Below are 17813 nucleotides of genomic sequence, written 5' to 3' on the forward strand. Positions count from 1 at the left end.
CGAAGAAGAAAAAATCCAGAAAAAACTTCAGAAAAAAATAAAAGAGAGTATCGAAATAGAAAGTAAATATTCTAAGGAAGAAGATAAGTCTGGAAAAGATAAATTAAGTCAGGAGTATAAGAAGCTCTCGGAAGAGATTGCTGCCCTTCAAGCAGAGTACTATTCTTTAACAGGGACTTATTATGAAGAATTTAATGAACAAAATAAATCCTTAGAAAAAGTCTTGGAGAGAAAACTTTCTCCTGATGAACAGTTTAAAGAAGACTTAAGAAATGTGTATCTTAATCAAAATTACTCTTTAGCTAATACAAGTTTATTTCAAAAAACAAAGAATTTTTTCAGTTCAAATAAAGTAGAAAATTTTGAAAGTGATAATCAAAGAGCTAAGATAATTTATGCTTCAGATAAAATTATGGTACAAGAGTTTAGAGAAAATGAACTTATAAGAGAAATAGAATATAGAACAGAAGACGGATACAATATAGTAACTGTTAAAATAGACGATAAACAACAGGGTTTTATAAGAAATTTAGATGATATAAAAAGTGGTTTTGGAGTTGATAAATTAAAGGATGGTGCAAAGATAGAATTTCGACATGAAAATCAAGTTCCAACAGGCCCTGCAGTTAAGTACTATACAAATGGTGATAGAGAAGAATTTATTTATAGAAATGGGAAAAAGCATGGTTTTTCAACTTATTACTTTTCAAATGGTGATAAAGAAGAAGTATACTATATAGAAAATGTATTAGAGGGAAAAGCAAAATATACTTATTCAGATGGCTATGTTGAAATATACAGATATAAGAATGGTAAAAGAGAAGAATAGTATGAGATTGGATAAGTTTCTGGTAGAGTGTGGAATTGGGAGTAGAAAAGAAGTAAAAGATATAATTTATAATAAAAAAATAAAAGTAAACAATCAAATTACAGTTAGTCCAAAAGAAAATATAGATCCTTTCAATGATAAGATTTGTTTAGAAGATAAAATGCTAGAATATAAAGAGTTTAGATATTATCTTATGAATAAGAAAGCAGGATATATAACTGCTGTAGAGGATAGTAGAGAGAAGACAGTTATGGATTTACTTCCAGATTGGGTTGTAAAAAAAAATTTAGTGCCAGTTGGAAGGCTGGATAAAGATACTGAGGGTTTACTTTTATTTACAAATGATGGAAAGTTAAATCATAAACTTCTTTCACCCAGAAATCATATTGAAAAATGTTACTATGTTGAAATAGAAAAAAGCATTAACATTGAAGATATAAGAAAATTAGAAAATGGAATCTGTATTGATAACTATAAGACTATGCCATCCAAAGTATATAAGTTGGAAGAAAGAAAAATTTTATTAACAATAATGGAAGGAAAATTTCATCAAGTAAAAAAGATGTTAGAAGCAGTTAATAATAAAGTTTTGTATTTAAAAAGAATATCTTTTGGAAAATTAAAGCTTGATAATCTTGAATTAGGAGAAGTTAAAGAAATTTTTATAGAAGATATAATTTAATTTTACAAGGAGAACAACTATGAAAAAGACAGTTTTAATTGGATTATTTGCACTATTAACTCTAAGTGCTTGTACAACATCATTAGGCTTAGGGGTAGGAACTGGAAGTAGCGGAATATCAACTTCGGCATCAGTTAGCAAAGAAATAAAAAAAGAAAAAAAAGAAGTAAAAAAAGTTAAGAAAACGAAAACAGAAAATGTAGAGAAAAAAGCAGAAAAGAGGGTAAAACAAACAAGAGAAGATGCAGTGAATAAAATGTCAGAAGAAAAACAAGAAATACAAGGAGAGAAAACTCCAAATTTAATAAACAAAAGAATAAAACAAGAAAGAAACTAAATTCTTTGTGAATATTATGGAAATAAAAAGTATAGATATTTTTTGTGAAGTTATTGATAATTATGGAGATGTTGGAGTTGCTTATCGTTTAGCAAGAGAATTTAAGTTTTATTTTCCTGATAGAAGGCTAAGATTGATAATAGATAGAACAGAAGAATTAAGACTTATAAAGAAAGATAATGATGGTATAGATGTTCTTGAGTTTTCTGAATTAAACGATGAAATAATAAGTTCTGATTTAATAATAGAATGTTTTGCATGTAAGATTCCAGATATTTATATGGAAAAAGCTTATAATAATTCCAAAATATTGTTGAACTTAGAATACTTTTCTTCAGAGGATTGGATAGAAAATTTTCACCTTCAGGAGTCTTTAATTGGAAAAGGTAGTTTAAAAAAATATTTTTTTATGCCTGGAATAAGTTTAAAGAGTGGTGGAATAATAATAGATAGAGAGTTTATTAGCAGAAAAGAAAAGGTTATAGAAAATAAAAGTCACTATTTAAAAAAATTCGGTATAGAGGAAGAATATGATTTAATAGGTAGTATATTTTCTTATGAAAAGAATTTTGATAAACTTATCTTTGAATTAGAAAGGACAGGAAAAAAAATCCTATTACTAATTATGAGTGAAAAAACTCAAAAAAATTTTACAAAATATTTTGATAATATTAATATATATGATAAAATACAATTTGTTAAATTACCATTCTATTCCTATGATGAATATGAAGAAATTTTAGCATTATGTGATTTTAATTTTGTTAGAGGAGAAGATAGCTTTGTTAGAGCTTTATTGCTTGGAAAACCATTTTTATGGCATATTTATCCTCAAAAAGAAAATGTTCATATGATTAAATTAAAAAGTTTTTTAGATAAATATTATGGTAATTGGGAAGAGTTAAAGGATGTTTTCATAAAATATAATTTAAATAACGATGACTATGAATATTTTTTTAAAAATTATGATAAAATTTCTTATTATAATCAAGAATGTAGCAAATATCTTTTGGAGAATTGTAATCTAGTTGAAAAATTAAATAATTTTTTAGAAAATTTAGGAGGTAACAAATGAAAATTGCACAAGAATTAAGGGCAGGAAGTACTATTAAAATAGGAAATGATCCCTTTGTAGTATTGAAGGCTGAATATAATAAATCAGGAAGAAATGCTGCGGTAGTAAAATTTAAAATGAAAAATTTAATATCAGGAAATATATCTGATGCTGTTTATAAGGCAGATGATAAAATGGACGATATTAAATTAGATAAGGTAAAGGCAATATACTCTTATTTAAATGGAGATTCTTATATGTTTTCTAATCCAGAAACTTGGGAAGAAATAGAATTAAAAGGAGAAGATTTAGGAGATGCTCTTAATTATCTTCAAGAAGAAATGGAATTGGAAGTAGTGTATTATGAATCAATACCAGTTGCGGTAGAATTACCTACTTTTGTTGAAAGAGAAGTTACTTATACAGAACCTGGTCTTAGAGGAGATACTTCTGGGAAGGTTATGAAGCCAGCAAAAATAAATACAGGTTATGAAATTCAAGTTCCTTTATTTGTTGAGCAAGGAGAATGGATTAAAATTGATACAAGAACAAATGAATATGTGGAAAGAGTAAAAAAATAAATACTTTGTATGGCACTCCCAATCTTAAAAGATACGATTGGGAGTGCTTTTTTGTACTTGTTTTACATATTTCTATAAGTATCCTTTTTCAATTGCTAATTTTTCAAGCTCTCTTATTCTATCATAAGTAGAAGGATGTGTTCGAAATAAATTTTGTAAACCTCTTAGACCTGAAAAAGGATTAACAATAAACATATGTGCAGTAGCAGGATTTTTTACATTATTCATAGAAATTTGATGGCTATAATTCTCAAGCTTTTCCAAAGCATTTCTTAGATATAAAGGGTTTCCTGAAATTTCTGCTCCAGCTCTATCAGCCATAAATTCTCTTCTACGTGAAATTGTCATCTGTATAATAGAAGCTGCTATGGGGGCAAGTATGGCAGCTAAGAGAGCAAAGCCAGCATTGTTATTTCTATTGTTTCTGTTATTGTTGTAATTTGCATATGGTAGAAAACGAGAAATATTAGCTATTGCACCAGCAAAGGTTGCAGCAATAGTACTAATTAAAATATCTCTATGTTTAACATGACCCAACTCATGTGCCATAACTCCAGCCAATTCATTATCGTTCATTAAATCTAAAAGACCTTGAGTACAAGCAACAGCAGCATTTTTAGGATTTCTTCCTGTTGCAAAAGCATTAGGCTGTCTCTCAGGAATAATATAAACTTTAGGCATTGGTAAATTTGCATTCATTGCAAGTTTTTTTACAATCCCATAAAGTCTTGGATTTATTGTAGAGTCAACTTCTTTCGCTTTATAAGCTTTAATTACCATTTTATCACTGAACCAATAGCTAAAAAAACTCATACCGCCTGCTATAAAAAGACCAATTAATGCACCGTTTTCATTTCCAAATAAACCTCCAATAAAAGTAAACAATGCAACTAATACAAAAATTAAAAAGCCAGTTTTTAAACTATTCATAAACATAAGTATATTCTCCTTAATTATATCAAAATTTATTTTTAAAAATTTATTATACTAATTATATCATATTGTAAAAAAATATTTTATTTTTTATTAATTAATTATTTTTTTAAAGTAAAATAAAAGTATACAATTATATTTTTAATCTCAGTAAAATATATGTTATTATATATATGCTACAAAAAGACTAAAGGAGAGTGACTATGAAGAAAATAATTTTGATAATAGTAATGGCTATTTTTTTTTCATCTTGTATAATTGGTAGTGTAGTTGGTGGGACTATAAGTGCTGCTGGTAGTATAGTAGGAGGAACAATAAAGGCAACTGGAAAGATTATTGGAGCTATTATAGGTGATGATGAAGGGGAAATAAAAGCTAAGGGTGTGAAGTATACTTACTCAGATGCAAAAGTTGAAGTAGATCATGATAAAACTGTAGTTTCTGGGACTGTTTATCACAATACAAGAACTAAGGAAAATGTCAGAATTGAAATTCCTTGCTATGATAAAAATAAAAATTATCTGGGAGATGCAGTTGATACTATAGAAGTTTTAGAAAAAAAAGAAAAATGGAAGTTCAATGCCATAATCTACAATACAGATGTTAAATATGCAAATGTGAAAGATGCATATATTTCATCTAGCAATTAAATTTGGAGGAAGAATGAAAATTTTTATAACAGGAGGAACATCAGGAATTGGTTTAGGTTTAGCAAAAGAATATTTGTTACAAGGATATGAGGTTGCTGTCTGTGGAAGAAATGAGAAAAAAATTTCTGACTTGAAAGAAAAATATCCTAAATTAAAAATATATAAGGTAGATGTTAAAGATAAATTTGAACTAAAAAAAGCTGTTGAGAATTTTTCACAGGATCATCTAGATATTATGATAGCTAATGCTGGGACTTATTCAAGTAATAGAGCTAAAAAACTTAATCAAGACGAGCTGATAAACTCACTTGATGTTAATCTAACAGGTGCTTTACATGCACTAGAAATAGGAAGAGATATAATGTTAAAGCAAAACGAAGGACAACTTGTAGTTATATCATCTGTCGCAGGTTTACTTGAATATCCAGATGCTTCTGTTTATAGCAAATCCAAAAGAGCACTAAATTATGTATGTGAAGCTTATAGAGAAGCATTGAAAGGAAGTAATATAAAAATTACAAATATTTTGCCTGGTTATGTTGAAACAGAGAGATTAAGAGACTTAAATGCAGAAGACACAGATAAAAAGGCTTTTATTATATCAGAGAATGAGGCAGTAAGGATAATAATTGAAGCTATTAAAAAGAAAAAAGAAAAAGAAATTTTTCCTAAAAAGATGAAAATAGCTATCAGCATAATTTCAAAATTACCTAAGAGTTTAATAAACTTTCTTTTCCATTTTTATGAAAAAGAAAATGGAGAATAAAAATAATAACTCTTGCTTGTTATATTATAAAGTAATATAATATAGAACAAAATTTACTATAGAAGGAGAAAAAATAATGGACTGGACAGGTCGTGTAGACGGTTATGATGAAGATGTATTAAGAGTACATCAAGTTGTAAAAGTAAAGACATTAAAAGAACTATTAGAAGATGATTCAAAAGATAGAAAGGTGTGTTTTGTAAGTTTTAACTCTGATGAAGGAATTAGGAGAAATAATGGAAGGACAGGAGCAAGTGAGGGTTGGAAGCATTTAAAAGCTGCACTTTCAAATTATCCTGTTTTTGATAATACTTTAAAGTTATATGATTTAAAGGAGTCTATAGATGTAATATCCGGTAATTTAGAAGCAGCTCAAGAAAAATTAGCTGATACGGTTGCAGAACTAAAGAAAAGGAATTATTTTGTAGTATGCTTGGGTGGTGGGCATGATATAGCTTATGGAACACATAATGGAATTTTAAAATATGCAAAATCAAAAGAAAAAAATCCAAAAATAGGAATAATAAATTTTGATGCTCATTTTGATATGAGGGATTACAAAGAAAAAGGTGCTAATTCAGGCTCAATGTTCTTACAAATTGCAGAGGATAGAGAAAAAGACGGATTGAGATTTGATTATAATGTAATTGGAATACAAAAATTCTCAAATACTAAAAGATTATTTGATACAGCTAAGAGATTCGGAGTAAACTATTTTCTGGCAAGGGACATAGAAAAAGTAAATGAACTTAATATAAATCCAATTTTAAATAGAAATGACTATATACATTTAAGTATTTGTACAGATGTGTTTCACGTAACTACTGCACCTGGAGTAAGTGCTCCTCAGTCATTTGGTATTTGGCCAAGTCAAGCTAATAGGCTTCTAAACATTATTGCTCAAACTGATAAAGATTTAACGCTTGAAGTGGCAGAAATAAGCCCTAGATATGACTATGATGATAGGACTTCAAGATTGGTTGCCAATTTTATTTATCAAATAATTTTAAGGTATTTTAAAGTTGAAATTTAATATGTTGAATAAAAATAAGAAGGGGCTAGCTATGAAAAAAAAGTTATTATTAGTTTTTTCTATTTTTTTAATCTGTTCATTTTATATTTTTGGAGTAAAATTTCCTGAAAAATCTCAAAAGATAGAAGATTTTATTCCTAAAGATTGGAAACTTATTAGTGATGCAAGGGGGGATTTAAATAAAGATAAGTTAGAAGATGTTGCTTTGCTTATAGAGAAAGATGATCTGGCAAATATCAAAAGTAATGAAGAAAAATTAGGACCACTTAAGTTAAATCTAAATCCAAGAATACTTTTAGTTTTATTTAGAGAAAAAGATGGGATGTATAGTCTAAAAGCTAAGAACGATAAAGGCTTTATAGCTAGTGAGCATAGTGATGATAATCCAACTCTTGAAGATACTTTTAGTGGGATGGATATAAGAAATAATACTCTTAGCGTAGCTTTTAGTTTTTTTACAAGTGCAGGAACTTATGGCTCTTCAAATAGTGTTTATATTTTTAGATTCCAAAATAAGAGAATAGAACTTATAGGAATGCAGGACTTTTCATTTATGAGAAATTCAGGTGATGGTGAAGAGATTAGCATTAATTTCTCTACAGGGAAATATAAATTAACAAAAGGACTTAATGTTTTTAGTAAAGAAGAAAACAAACCAAAAGTAACATGGGGAAAACTTAAGAGTTCTAAGAAATATAGCTTAGAAGAAATGGAAGATTCTGTGATTGGAAAAATATACGAATCTATATACAACTAAAAAGAATTTTGTATCAAATATTACTAATTAAATAAATTTTTAATAGTTCCAGAAAATAAAATCTGGGACTATTTTTTGTATAGCAATTAGTTTTAGTTGTATGCGATAAAAATATATAGTAAAATAACTTCAGTAACTTTATTTAAAGGTGATATATTATGTCAGTAGTTTTAATAACTGGAGCAAGTTCTGGAATTGGAAAGGAATTAGCCTATTTTTTTGCAAAAAGAAATTATAACTTAATTTTACTTGCAAGGAATACTCAAAAATTATTAGAGATTAAAGATAGCATTGAAAAAAAATTTAATATTGCTTGTAAAATAATAAGCTATGATTTAAAAAATACTGAAAATTTAGAAAAAATAGTTGAAGAGAATAATTTTGATATTTTAATAAATTGTGCCGCCTTTGGAGAAATGACAAATTTTGATAATTTAACTCTAGAAAAAGATATTGAGATGTTAAATGTAAATTTGATTAGTCCAATTATACTTACAAAATTATTTTTAAAAAAAGCTCTTGAAAGAGATGAGGGAACAGTTATGAATATCTGTTCGACGGCAGCACTGTATTATCACCCATATATGACTATGTACAGTACAACTAAGGCGGGGCTTCTTAATTACTCTTTATCTTTAAGTGAAGAAATAAGATTTAGAACTAAGAATGTGCACTTACTTTCAATTTGTCCTGGTCCAACTGCAACTCCTTTTTTTGAAGAGGAAACAAAGGCAAAGTTTGGAGTATTTAAAGTCTGGGAGATGTCAGCAGAATCTGTTGCAAAAGATATTTTAAGAGTTTTTGATAAAAAGAAAAGATTTGCAATAATAGGTCTGAGAAATAAAATTTTAGCAAAGTTTACAGCAATGTTGCCTATAAGTTTGCAACTTAAGGTAGTTGCCAGACATCTTAGAAAAGGTGCTAAATAAAGGAGTATTATGAAGATAATTTTTTATTTTATTCTCTCTTCCATTTTTTTAATATTTTTATTAAGACTTATTCTGTCTTTAAAATATTTTAAAAAATTTAACAGTTTTCCTAAAAAGACTTTGGATGAAACTAAATATACAATTGTTCAACCAATTCTTTCAGGAGATCCAAGACTGGAAGAAGACTTGAGAGAGAATCTTAAAAATATAGAAGCTATGAAATTTATTTGGCTTATTGATAAAAGCGATATGGAGGCTCAAAGAATTTCAAAGGAAATATTAAAAGAAGACTTGTATGCTAAGAGGATTAAAGTACTTGAGATAGATGATGTTCCACAAGAAATCAACCCTAAAACTTTTAAATTAAACTTTGCCTTAAATCATATAGAAAGTGAGTATACAATTATTCTGGATGATGACAGTGTAATAGATACAAAATATTTACATGAACTTGCTAACTATGAAGATGAAGAAGAGTATTTAGCAACAGGTATAGCCTATAATTATGGAAATAAAAACATTTATTCCAAATTACTTGCAGCTTTTGTCAACAGTAATTCATTTTTAACTTACTTTACTATGGCAGAACTTAAGGAAAATAAGAGTATAAATGGTATGTTTTATATACTTAGAACGGGAATTTTGAGAAAATATAATGCTTTTGAAGAAATAAAATATTATTTATGTGATGATTTGGCACTTGCAAGTCTTATGCTTGAGAAGGATGTTAAACTTATTCAAACTCGTATTTTTTGTAATGTAAGAACAAGTATAGCAAATTTTAAAAAATATATACTGCAGATGAAAAGATGGTTACTTTTTTCAAAAATATATATGATGAAAAATTTCTCGTTTAAATTTTTTATATTTATACTGCTACCTACAATTTTACCAATAATAATGCTACTAAGTAGTGTAATTTTAGGGGTAAATTACTTGTTATTGACAGCTCTCATATTTTTTGTCAAATCTTTTATTATGTATTTTTATCGATACTATATATTAAAAACAGGGGATGAATTATCTTCTATTTTATATGAATTTTTAAATGATTTAATATTACCACTGATATTTGTATATACACTTACAACAGCTCCAGTTATAACTTGGAGAAATAAAAAAATAAGAGTACTGGATGGAAAAATTCGTTATGAGCAGATTTAAAAAATATTTAGAACAATTAAAAAAATTAGACATTAAAAATAGCTTTTTTAATATATATCAGACTTCTGAAAAGGTCGTTATGATATTAAGTGGGAGTAGTTGTTATGAAACGGCAGCTCTTTCAGAAGAACAAAAAGAATTTTTGTCCATATTTAAAAAATACGGTTATGATATAGTTGAATCAAATTTTCCATATAATTTAGCTTTTCCTTATAAAAATTATGTTGATGAGAATTTAATAAAGGCAAGTTATGTCACAGCAATTTACTATATCCATACTTTAAAAAATAGAGAATTTCAAAATCAGATAAAAAAGCATCTAGAGGGGATTTTTAAATTAAAGAAGGTAATTATCATTACACAGAGTTCAGGACTCAATGTACTGAATAGATTCTTAGATTTTTTTGAAGAAGAAGATTTTAAAGCTACAGATATAAAAGTTTTTTCTTTAGGACCTGTTGCAAAAGAAACTAAAAAATTAAAAATGCTAGACTATACTATAATTAAAGGAAAATACGATGAATACAGCAGAGGACTGGATTGTCATAAGACAGATGTATGGCTTAAGTGTAGGCATTTAGGCTATTTAAAAAATAAAGAACTCTTAAAATATATAGAGGAATATTTGGAGGACAATTTGTAAAATTTATTGATATAAAAATAAAAAAAGGTGATAAAATGAAGATTCTAATAACAGGAGCAACAGGTTTTTTAGGTAAATATACTATTCAGGAATTAGAAGAAAATAATTATGAAATAGTTGCATTTGGGAGAAATGAAAAAATAGGAAAATCTCTGCTAAGTAAAAGAGTAAGTTTTTTTAAAGGAGATTTTACAAAGATTGAGGATTTATATGAAGCTGCAGAAAATGTGGATATGATAGTTCATGCGGGAGCACTTTCAACTATTTGGGGAAGATGGGAAGATTTCTATAATACAAATGTACTCGGGACGGAAAATGTACTTGAAGTTTGTAGAAAAAAGAGAATAAAGAGATTAGTTTATATATCTTCACCAAGTATTTATGCCGATGCCAAAGATCAAATCAACATAAAAGAAGAGGAAGCCCCTCTGGAAAATGAGCTAAATTTTTATATAAAAAGTAAGATTTTAGCTGAAAAGAAAGTAAAAGAATACTCGGATGTAAACACAGTTATCTTAAGACCAAGGGGAATTTTTGGAATAGGCGATACCAGTATTATTCCAAGACTTCTAAAATTAAATCAGGAAAAAGCCATACCACTTTTTGATAATGGAGAAAATAAGGTGGATATAAGCTGTGTTGAAAATGTTGCTCTAGCTATCAGGCTTGCTTTAGAGAGTGAAAAGGCAGTAGGAAATGTCTATAATATAACAAATGATGAGCCTATAGTTTTTAAAGAAATATTGGATTTATTTTTTTCTGAAATGAATATTAAAGGAAACTACAAACATTTAAACTATAACTTTATGAAAATTATAGTAAGTCTTTTAGAAAAAATTTATAAAATTTTTAAAATAAAAAAAGAACCGATTTTAACTAAGTATACTCTTTATCTTTTAAAATATTCTCAAACATTGTCTATTGAAAAAGCAAAGAGAGATTTAGACTATAAGCCAAAAATAAGCATAATTGAAGGGATAAAAAAATATGTTGAATACAATAAAGGAAAGTAAAGAACAATCTTTAATAGAGAGTGTTGATTATTTTTCCTGTGGTTACTGTATAAATAAAATAGAGAATATTTTTTCTGAGGTAAAAAAGGAAAAAATAATATTTGAAGCTGGAGTTTTTTTAATAAAACATAGAAAATATGGCTATATACTTTATGATACAGGTTATAGTACAAAAATTTTAAAAAATAAAGCTAAATATTTTCTATATAGATTTTTGAATCCTATAAATATAAAAAAAGAAGCTATGATAAATTTTCAACTTGAAAAACGAGGGATAAAAACCAAAGAGATAAAGTATATAATTTTGTCTCATCTTCATCCAGATCATATAGGTGGTTTAGAATTTTTTCCTCAGTCAAAAATAATTATTACTCAAAAATGTTTTGACGACTTAGAAAAAAGTACACTTCGTTCATTGATATTTAAAGAGTTATTGCCAAAGGATTTTAAAGACAGGCTAAAAGTTATAGAATCTTTTACTGAGAATAAAAACTTTAAATATTTAAAAAGCTATGATTTGTTTTCTGACGAGAGTATACTTCTAACAGAATTAGATGGGCACTCATCTGGACAGTGCTGTGCTTATATAAAGGATAGGAATTTATTTATTGCAGCAGATGCTACATGGAGGACGGAATTTTTAGATATGGTAGATAAGATGAAGCTTCTGCCTAGGTTAATACAAAATAACTTTTCAGAATATAAAAAGAGTATAGATATTTTAAAAGAGATTCAAAATGATGGAATAAAAATTCTTGTTAGCCACGATAAATCAATCAGGGCGTGGAAGGTGTTAAATGAAAAAAATATTTAAATTAATTTCCGTATTTATAAAAGTACGTTTTTTTGATAAATGGGATAGTCGTGAGAAAATAGAGAAATACCAAAATAAAATGTTAAAAAGACAGATGGAATTTTTTAGAAATAACTCACCGTATTTTAAGGCGGGAAAATTTAAAGAAAATGCTTCTATGAATAAAGAATTTATGATGGAAAATTTTGATGAGTTGAATACTGTTGGTATTAAGAAAGCTGAGGCCTTTAAAATTGCTATAGAAGCTGAACAAAATAGAGATTTCAAAGATAAATATAAAAACATATCAGTTGGACTTTCTTCAGGGACATCAGGCCACAGAGGACTTTTTATTACAACAGAAGAAGAACAGGCTATTTGGGCGGGGACTATACTTGCAAAAATGTTACCAAAGGGTTTTCAGAAACATAGATTGGCATTTTTTCTAAGAGCAAACAATAACTTATATAGCTCAGTAAACTCTTCCTTTATAAAACTTGAGTATTTTGATACTTTTCTAAATCCTAGTGGACATATAGAAAAATTAAATAATTATGCACCAACCATATTAATTGCACCTTCTTCAATATTAATTATACTTGGAAAATTTAAAGAAGAAGGTTTATTAAATATTAACCCGAAAAAAATAATTTCAGTTGCAGAAATTTTAGAGGATAGGGATAAAGAATACATAAAAAAATGCTTTTCAGTAAATGTAGTTCATCAAGTTTATCAGGCAACGGAAGGCTTTTTAGCTTATACCTGTGAATATGGTAATTTACATTTAAATGAAGATATTATAAAATTTGAAAAAGATTATATTGATGAGAGAAGATTCTATCCTATAATTACTGATTTTAAAAGAAGTAGTCAACCCTTTGTAAAATATCATTTAAATGATATTTTGGTAGAAACGAATGAAAGTTGTAGCTGTGGTTCTAAATTGCAAAGAATAGAAAAGATAGAAGGACGCTCTGATGATATTTTTAAATTTTATAATGATAAAGGGGAGATTATAAATATTTTTCCCGATTTTATAAGAAGGTGTATGCTTTTTATTGAAGGTATAAGAGAATATCAAGTTTTTCAAACTGATTATAATAAGATAGAAGTGGCTGTTTTAGATATAGAGCAGTTGCAAAAAGAAAAAATAAAAAAAGAATTTAAAAAACTCTTTAAAAATTTTAGAATAAAGAATGTAGAAATTAATTTTATAAGTTATAATATTGATAGTAAGGTTAAACTAAAAAGGATTATAAATAAAAGCAACTTAAGAAAAAGAGATGAGGAAGTATGAGAAAAATAAAAATAAGTGGCTATGGAATGAGCCTACCTAAAAATATTGTAAATTTTAATGGACAGATTCGCTATAGAATAAGTGGAGATGAAAATCAACTTTCACTTGCAGTTAGTGCATGTAAAAAAGCACTTATCTCAGCAAAAAAAGAAATTGAAGATATTGATTGTATAGTTTCAGCTAGTGCAGTAGGAATACAGCCTATTCCATGTAGTGCTGCCTTAATTCATGAAAAAATAGCAAAAGGATCAGATATTCCTGCACTTGATATAAATACAACTTGTACAAGCTTTATAACTGCACTTGACTTGATGTCTTATCTAATTGATGCAGGAAGATATAAAAATGTATTAATAGTTTCTAGTGATGTGAGTTCCCAAGCTTTAAATTCTAAACAAAAAGAAAGTTATGAACTTTTTAGTGATGGTGCAACGGCTTTTATAATATCGGCTACAGAAGAAGAGGAAGGAATTATTTGTTCTTTACAAAAAACTTGGTCGGAAGGAGTCCATGCGACGGAAATTAGAGGAGGACTTTCTGCTTATCTTCCAAAAAATTATACTGAGGCTACAAAAGAAGAATATATGTTTGATATGAATGGAAGAGATGTTTTATCATTATCAATAAAAAAATTACCAAAAATGATGGATGAATTTTTAAATAAAAATAATTTAAAAATCACAGATATAGATATGGTCATTCCACATCAGGCAAGTGTTGCTATGCCGATGGTAATGTCAAAATTAAACATAGAAGAAGAGAAATATCTTAACTTTGTTTCAGAATATGGAAATATGGTGTCCGCCTCTGTGCCTATGACTTTATGCCTGGCGCTTGATGAAAAGAAAATTAAAAAAGGCGATAAAATATTTTTAATTGGAACTGCAGCAGGACTAACGACAAATATGTTATATATGAAAGTTTAAATATATTATATAAGGAGGAGATTATATGAAAAAATTTGTATTTTCCACATTAACTGTGCTTTTTTTTACTGTGTTTTCTTTTAACATAATGGCACAAATTAAAGAAAAAGATGTAACAGAACTTGTTTTTATCTTAGATAGATCAGGTTCTATGGCAGGACTTGAAAATGAAACAATTGGAGGTTTTAATTCGATTCTTGAAAAACAGAGAAAAGAAACTAGAGGCTCTGTCATTGTAACAACAGTTTTATTTGATAATGAATATGAAATATTACATAACAGACTTCCTATTGATGAGGTTAAAAAGATTACAAATGAAGAATATTATGTTAGAGGTATGACAGCTCTCTTAGATGCAATAGGAAAATCGATAGTTAACTTAAAAGAAATTAATAAAAGTAAAAAAAATAAAGATAGCAAGGTTTTATTTGTAATAATAACTGATGGTATGGAGAATGCAAGCAAAGAGTTTACTATAGCTAAAGTAAAGGAGTTGGTGGAACTTCAAAAAAAAGAATTTAAATGGGAATTTTTATTTTTAGGAGCGAATATAGATGCAATACAAACTGCAAAAAGCTTTGGTATTGATGCTTCAAAAGCTGTTCAATATCACTCTGATAAAATAGGGACTGAAAAAAACTATAGAGTTTTGAATGAGGCAGTAAGTGAGTTTAGATCGGGAAAAGAATTGAATGCTGAATGGAAAAAAGAAATAGAAACAGATTTTAAAGAAAGAAAACAACAATAAGTTTAGGAGAAATTTTATGAATAAGATTGCAGTAGTTTATTATAGCTTTACAGGAAATACAATGAGGATGGTTTCAGCCTTAGAAAAGGGATTGGTGGAAGCTGGAGCTGATTATAAAATTTTTAAAGTTATGGAAATGAAGGAAGAAGATAGAGAAATAATGTTTGCGAGTGATATTATTGCAATGGCTTCACCTGCAAATGAAAGAGAGGAAATTCATAAACTTGCCTGGCAACCATTTATGGCAGAGAACGGAGAAAGGTTTAAAGATAAAAGAGTTTATCTTTTCGGTTCTTATGGCTGGGGGGAAGGAGTTTATCTTAAAAATTGGAAAAAACAATTGGAAGAACTTGGAGCGGAAATTGTAGCAGAAGCAATACTTTCAAATGGTAATCCTAAAGCTGAAGAAAAAGAAAAACTTTTTGAAATGGGTAAAAAACTAGTGTATATATAATTTATTTTTGAAAATAAAGATAAAAATTTGAGATTAAAAGGGAGGCGAAAATGAAGCCTGAATTAAAAAAAAATATTTCACTTATAGGAGTACCTCTTGATTTGGGAGCAAGTTTAAGAGGGGCAAATTTAGGTCCAGATGCCATTAGATATGCAGGAATAAAAAAGAGGTTGGAAGCTATTGGGTATAAAGTTAAAGATGAGGGAGATATACTTGTTAAAAGAGAAGAAGCTTTTACTGTTTTAGGTTCAAATTTAAAAAATATGAATGTTGTTGTAGATGTAAATAAAAAACTTTGCGAAAAAGTAGATCAAGTTATGAAAAAAGGTAGTTTACCTGTTGTTCTTGGTGGTGATCATAGTATTGCACTTGGTACAATAAAAGGAGTTTTACACAATGTAAAGAAACTAGGTATTATTTGGTTTGATGCACATGGAGATATTAACACCAATGAAACTACTCCAACAGGAAATATTCACGGAATGCCTGTTGCAAGTTTAATGGGACTTGGTGCAAAGGATCTAAAAGAAGTAGGTGGAGAAGAATATAAAATAGATAAAGCTAACTTTGTTTATATTGGTTCAAGAGATTTAGATGCACCTGAGCGTAAAATGATGAAAGAGCTTGGAATGAATGTTTTTACTATGCATGAAATAGATAAAATAGGAATAGTAGCTGTAATGGAAGAAGCTCTTCGTATTGCAACAGATGGAACAGATGGAATACATGTGAGTTTTGATATGGATGTATTAGATCCAGAAATTGCACCAGGAACAGGGACAAAGATAAAAGGTGGCATGACTTATCGTGAGGCACATTTATCCATGGAAATGATTGCCAAAAGTGAAAAGCTTGTAAGTGTAGAATTTGTAGAAGTAAATCCATTACTTGATCATGAGAATATGACAGGAAAAGAGGCAGTAGCTCTTGCAGGTTCTTTGCTTGGCGAATGGTTAATATAGAGTGAAAAAGGAACTGTTATTTAGCATAACCATTTGGTTTCTAAACAGTTCCTTTTAATTATTTTAAAGTATGTAAAAATATTTTTTTATTAAATCTTCAAGTAAGGGATCAATAGATAAAAAGTCTTTAAATCTTTTATATTCTTCTAATTTTTGCTCCAGCTGTTTAGGAGAAATATTGGATTTAATAGCTTTAATAAGTATATTTTTAGGTGTATGCTCCATATCTATAAATTCTGCCATTTTTACCTTATAACCACATAGTTCTAACGCTAGGCTCCTAAAAGAATCAGTTGCGAGTGTTGAAAATTTTTCCAGAATTATCCCTGAATCTACCATAATTTTTAAATTTTTATAAAGCTCACTGTTTTTAGTAATTTTTTCGTAAAATTCATGATGACAGCAAGGAACTGCAAGTATTGCTTTAGAATTTAATTCCAGTGCTTTTACTATAGAATAATCAGTTGCATTGTTACATGCATGTAGAGAGAAAACTAAATCAACTTCTTCACCATTAAAATCTTTAATATCCATATTTAAAAATTTTAAATTTTTATAATTTAATTTTCCAACCAGATTATTACAAAACTCAATTACATCTTTTTTTAGATCCAAGCCTATTATATTAAATGTAAGTTCTTGCCTAAATTTCTTTAAGTAATAATGCAATGCAAAAGTGAGATAAGATTTTCCACAGCCAAAATCTAATATATTGATAGAGTTTTGTATAAGTTTCTTATCTTTTAATTCTCTGATAGTATCGTCTATAAATTCTAAATATTTATTAATCTGCTTAAATTTATTATATGAATTTTTAAAAATTTTTCCTTCTTTAGACATAAGCCCTAGTGTAATTAAAAAGTCGATTTTTTCACCTTCATTTAGAAAGTATTTTTTTTCTTTGTTATGTGCAACTGAATTAAATTTCAAATTATTTTTTATTTCCTTTTTTGAAAATTTTCCATTTTTTTTACTAAAAATATAGTCAATACCAGCAGTTTTAGCTAAAATTTGCTTAAAATTATCTAAATACTCATCAAGTAAAAAGAAAAGTTTTTCTTCATCTAGAGAAAAATTATTATGAAAAACTTTACTTTCTTTGAAACTTTCAATTTGAATTTTTATTTCGTTTTTTATATTTATAGCAGAAAGAGTAACCTTTTTATATTCATAATCTTTTGTATCCGAGAAGATATATTTTATAATATTTTTATTTTCTATATTTTCTTTTAGAACTTTTAAAACATTTTCTTTGTTCATAA

The 17813-nt window shown here is 27.7% G+C and carries 21 protein-coding genes; 19 read left to right on the forward strand and 2 right to left on the reverse strand.

Features of this window, described 5'->3' with window-relative positions; all coding sequences use genetic code 11:
• The 5 genes from Q4A58_RS00370 to efp all read left to right on the forward strand — a co-directional run.
• A partial coding sequence (locus tag Q4A58_RS00370) for a hypothetical protein (RefSeq protein WP_303115390.1) occupies positions 1-829 on the forward strand: 829 nt, incomplete at its 5' end.
• Position 830: 1 nt separating this feature from the next.
• Positions 831-1511, forward strand: a complete 681-nt coding sequence (locus Q4A58_RS00375) for a pseudouridine synthase (protein ID WP_303115391.1) — start codon at positions 831-833, stop codon at positions 1509-1511.
• Between the two features lie 19 nt (positions 1512-1530).
• Positions 1531-1848, forward strand: a complete 318-nt coding sequence (locus tag Q4A58_RS00380) for a hypothetical protein (protein ID WP_303115393.1) — start codon at positions 1531-1533, stop codon at positions 1846-1848.
• A 16-nt stretch (positions 1849-1864) separates the two neighbouring features.
• A complete protein-coding gene (earP, locus tag Q4A58_RS00385; protein WP_303115394.1) occupies positions 1865-2923 on the forward strand; it encodes an elongation factor P maturation arginine rhamnosyltransferase EarP in 1059 nt (352 codons plus the stop codon).
• The gene (gene efp, locus Q4A58_RS00390; protein ID WP_303115395.1) at positions 2920-3483 is read left to right on the forward strand and encodes an elongation factor P; all 564 of its coding nucleotides are present in this window, start codon (positions 2920-2922) and stop codon (positions 3481-3483) included. Before earP ends, efp begins: the two co-directional genes overlap by 4 nt.
• Before the next feature lie 72 nt (positions 3484-3555).
• On the opposite strand, the gene htpX is transcribed toward efp, so the two are convergent.
• Positions 3556-4419: a zinc metalloprotease HtpX gene (gene htpX / locus Q4A58_RS00395; RefSeq protein WP_303115398.1), complete on the reverse strand. Its 864-nt coding sequence runs from the start codon at positions 4417-4419 to the stop codon at positions 3556-3558.
• A 200-nt stretch (positions 4420-4619) separates the two neighbouring features.
• Here htpX and Q4A58_RS00400 point away from each other — a divergent pair, with 200 nt between their 5' ends.
• The 14 genes from Q4A58_RS00400 to rocF all read left to right on the forward strand — a co-directional run bounded on the left by Q4A58_RS00400 (position 4620) and on the right by rocF (position 16551).
• Complete coding sequence (locus Q4A58_RS00400; protein ID WP_303115400.1) at positions 4620-5066, forward strand: FxLYD domain-containing protein; 447 nt, start codon at positions 4620-4622, stop codon at positions 5064-5066.
• A 13-nt stretch (positions 5067-5079) separates the two neighbouring features.
• Positions 5080-5832 (forward strand): SDR family oxidoreductase, encoded by a 753-nt coding sequence (locus tag Q4A58_RS00405; protein ID WP_303115402.1) that lies wholly within the window; start codon positions 5080-5082, stop codon positions 5830-5832.
• Positions 5833-5908: 76 nt separating this feature from the next.
• Positions 5909-6865 (forward strand): formimidoylglutamase, encoded by a 957-nt coding sequence (gene hutG, locus Q4A58_RS00410; protein WP_303115403.1) that lies wholly within the window; start codon positions 5909-5911, stop codon positions 6863-6865.
• A gap of 31 nt (positions 6866-6896) precedes the next feature.
• A complete protein-coding gene (locus tag Q4A58_RS00415; protein WP_303115404.1) occupies positions 6897-7622 on the forward strand; it encodes a hypothetical protein in 726 nt (241 codons plus the stop codon).
• A gap of 158 nt (positions 7623-7780) precedes the next feature.
• Positions 7781-8551 (forward strand): SDR family oxidoreductase, encoded by a 771-nt coding sequence (locus tag Q4A58_RS00420; RefSeq protein WP_303115405.1) that lies wholly within the window; start codon positions 7781-7783, stop codon positions 8549-8551.
• 9 nt (positions 8552-8560) lie between these two features.
• Complete coding sequence (locus tag Q4A58_RS00425) at positions 8561-9715, forward strand: glycosyltransferase family 2 protein (protein WP_303115406.1); 1155 nt, start codon at positions 8561-8563, stop codon at positions 9713-9715.
• Complete coding sequence (locus Q4A58_RS00430) at positions 9687-10358, forward strand: hypothetical protein (RefSeq protein WP_303115408.1); 672 nt, start codon at positions 9687-9689, stop codon at positions 10356-10358. Before Q4A58_RS00425 ends, Q4A58_RS00430 begins: the two co-directional genes overlap by 29 nt.
• A 35-nt stretch (positions 10359-10393) precedes the next feature.
• On the forward strand, positions 10394-11371 hold the full coding sequence (locus Q4A58_RS00435; protein ID WP_303115410.1) for an NAD(P)-dependent oxidoreductase: 978 nt from the start codon (positions 10394-10396) through the stop codon (positions 11369-11371).
• Positions 11346-12185: an MBL fold metallo-hydrolase gene (locus tag Q4A58_RS00440; protein WP_303115413.1), complete on the forward strand. Its 840-nt coding sequence runs from the start codon at positions 11346-11348 to the stop codon at positions 12183-12185. Before Q4A58_RS00435 ends, Q4A58_RS00440 begins: the two co-directional genes overlap by 26 nt.
• On the forward strand, positions 12169-13461 hold the full coding sequence (locus Q4A58_RS00445) for a F390 synthetase-related protein (RefSeq protein ID WP_303115415.1): 1293 nt from the start codon (positions 12169-12171) through the stop codon (positions 13459-13461). Before Q4A58_RS00440 ends, Q4A58_RS00445 begins: the two co-directional genes overlap by 17 nt.
• Positions 13458-14387, forward strand: coding sequence for a 3-oxoacyl-[acyl-carrier-protein] synthase III C-terminal domain-containing protein (locus tag Q4A58_RS00450; protein WP_303115417.1), 930 nt, complete (start codon positions 13458-13460; stop codon positions 14385-14387). Before Q4A58_RS00445 ends, Q4A58_RS00450 begins: the two co-directional genes overlap by 4 nt.
• A gap of 25 nt (positions 14388-14412) precedes the next feature.
• On the forward strand, positions 14413-15135 hold the full coding sequence (locus tag Q4A58_RS00455; RefSeq protein WP_303115419.1) for a hypothetical protein: 723 nt from the start codon (positions 14413-14415) through the stop codon (positions 15133-15135).
• Between the two features lie 16 nt (positions 15136-15151).
• Entirely contained in the window at positions 15152-15589 is a 438-nt protein-coding gene (locus Q4A58_RS00460) for a flavodoxin domain-containing protein (protein ID WP_303115422.1), read from the forward strand.
• 50 nt (positions 15590-15639) lie between these two features.
• Positions 15640-16551, forward strand: a complete 912-nt coding sequence (rocF, locus tag Q4A58_RS00465; RefSeq protein WP_303115424.1) for an arginase — start codon at positions 15640-15642, stop codon at positions 16549-16551.
• Positions 16552-16614: 63 nt separating this feature from the next.
• On the opposite strand, the gene Q4A58_RS00470 is transcribed toward rocF, so the two are convergent.
• Positions 16615-17811 (reverse strand): SAM-dependent methyltransferase, encoded by a 1197-nt coding sequence (locus tag Q4A58_RS00470; protein WP_303115426.1) that lies wholly within the window; start codon positions 17809-17811, stop codon positions 16615-16617.
• Between the last annotated feature and the right edge of the window lie 2 nt (positions 17812-17813).

Origin of the sequence: Fusobacterium sp. (assembly GCF_030528405.1) — a bacterium.
Taxonomy (GTDB): Bacteria; Fusobacteriota; Fusobacteriia; order Fusobacteriales; family Fusobacteriaceae; genus Fusobacterium.

Coding starts and splice junctions, on each gene's coding strand:
- Q4A58_RS00375 (WP_303115391.1), top strand. CDS start 831: ATGAGATTGGATAAGTTTCTGGTAGAGTGTGGAATTGGGAGTAGAAAA.
- Q4A58_RS00380 (WP_303115393.1), top strand. CDS start 1,531: ATGAAAAAGACAGTTTTAATTGGATTATTTGCACTATTAACTCTAAGT.
- earP (WP_303115394.1), top strand. CDS start 1,865: ATGGAAATAAAAAGTATAGATATTTTTTGTGAAGTTATTGATAATTAT.
- efp (WP_303115395.1), top strand. CDS start 2,920: ATGAAAATTGCACAAGAATTAAGGGCAGGAAGTACTATTAAAATAGGA.
- htpX (WP_303115398.1), bottom strand. CDS start 4,419: ATGTTTATGAATAGTTTAAAAACTGGCTTTTTAATTTTTGTATTAGTT.
- Q4A58_RS00400 (WP_303115400.1), top strand. CDS start 4,620: ATGAAGAAAATAATTTTGATAATAGTAATGGCTATTTTTTTTTCATCT.
- Q4A58_RS00405 (WP_303115402.1), top strand. CDS start 5,080: ATGAAAATTTTTATAACAGGAGGAACATCAGGAATTGGTTTAGGTTTA.
- hutG (WP_303115403.1), top strand. CDS start 5,909: ATGGACTGGACAGGTCGTGTAGACGGTTATGATGAAGATGTATTAAGA.
- Q4A58_RS00415 (WP_303115404.1), top strand. CDS start 6,897: ATGAAAAAAAAGTTATTATTAGTTTTTTCTATTTTTTTAATCTGTTCA.
- Q4A58_RS00420 (WP_303115405.1), top strand. CDS start 7,781: ATGTCAGTAGTTTTAATAACTGGAGCAAGTTCTGGAATTGGAAAGGAA.
- Q4A58_RS00425 (WP_303115406.1), top strand. CDS start 8,561: ATGAAGATAATTTTTTATTTTATTCTCTCTTCCATTTTTTTAATATTT.
- Q4A58_RS00430 (WP_303115408.1), top strand. CDS start 9,687: ATGGAAAAATTCGTTATGAGCAGATTTAAAAAATATTTAGAACAATTA.
- Q4A58_RS00435 (WP_303115410.1), top strand. CDS start 10,394: ATGAAGATTCTAATAACAGGAGCAACAGGTTTTTTAGGTAAATATACT.
- Q4A58_RS00440 (WP_303115413.1), top strand. CDS start 11,346: ATGTTGAATACAATAAAGGAAAGTAAAGAACAATCTTTAATAGAGAGT.
- Q4A58_RS00445 (WP_303115415.1), top strand. CDS start 12,169: ATGAAAAAAATATTTAAATTAATTTCCGTATTTATAAAAGTACGTTTT.
- Q4A58_RS00450 (WP_303115417.1), top strand. CDS start 13,458: ATGAGAAAAATAAAAATAAGTGGCTATGGAATGAGCCTACCTAAAAAT.
- Q4A58_RS00455 (WP_303115419.1), top strand. CDS start 14,413: ATGAAAAAATTTGTATTTTCCACATTAACTGTGCTTTTTTTTACTGTG.
- Q4A58_RS00460 (WP_303115422.1), top strand. CDS start 15,152: ATGAATAAGATTGCAGTAGTTTATTATAGCTTTACAGGAAATACAATG.
- rocF (WP_303115424.1), top strand. CDS start 15,640: ATGAAGCCTGAATTAAAAAAAAATATTTCACTTATAGGAGTACCTCTT.
- Q4A58_RS00470 (WP_303115426.1), bottom strand. CDS start 17,811: ATGAACAAAGAAAATGTTTTAAAAGTTCTAAAAGAAAATATAGAAAAT.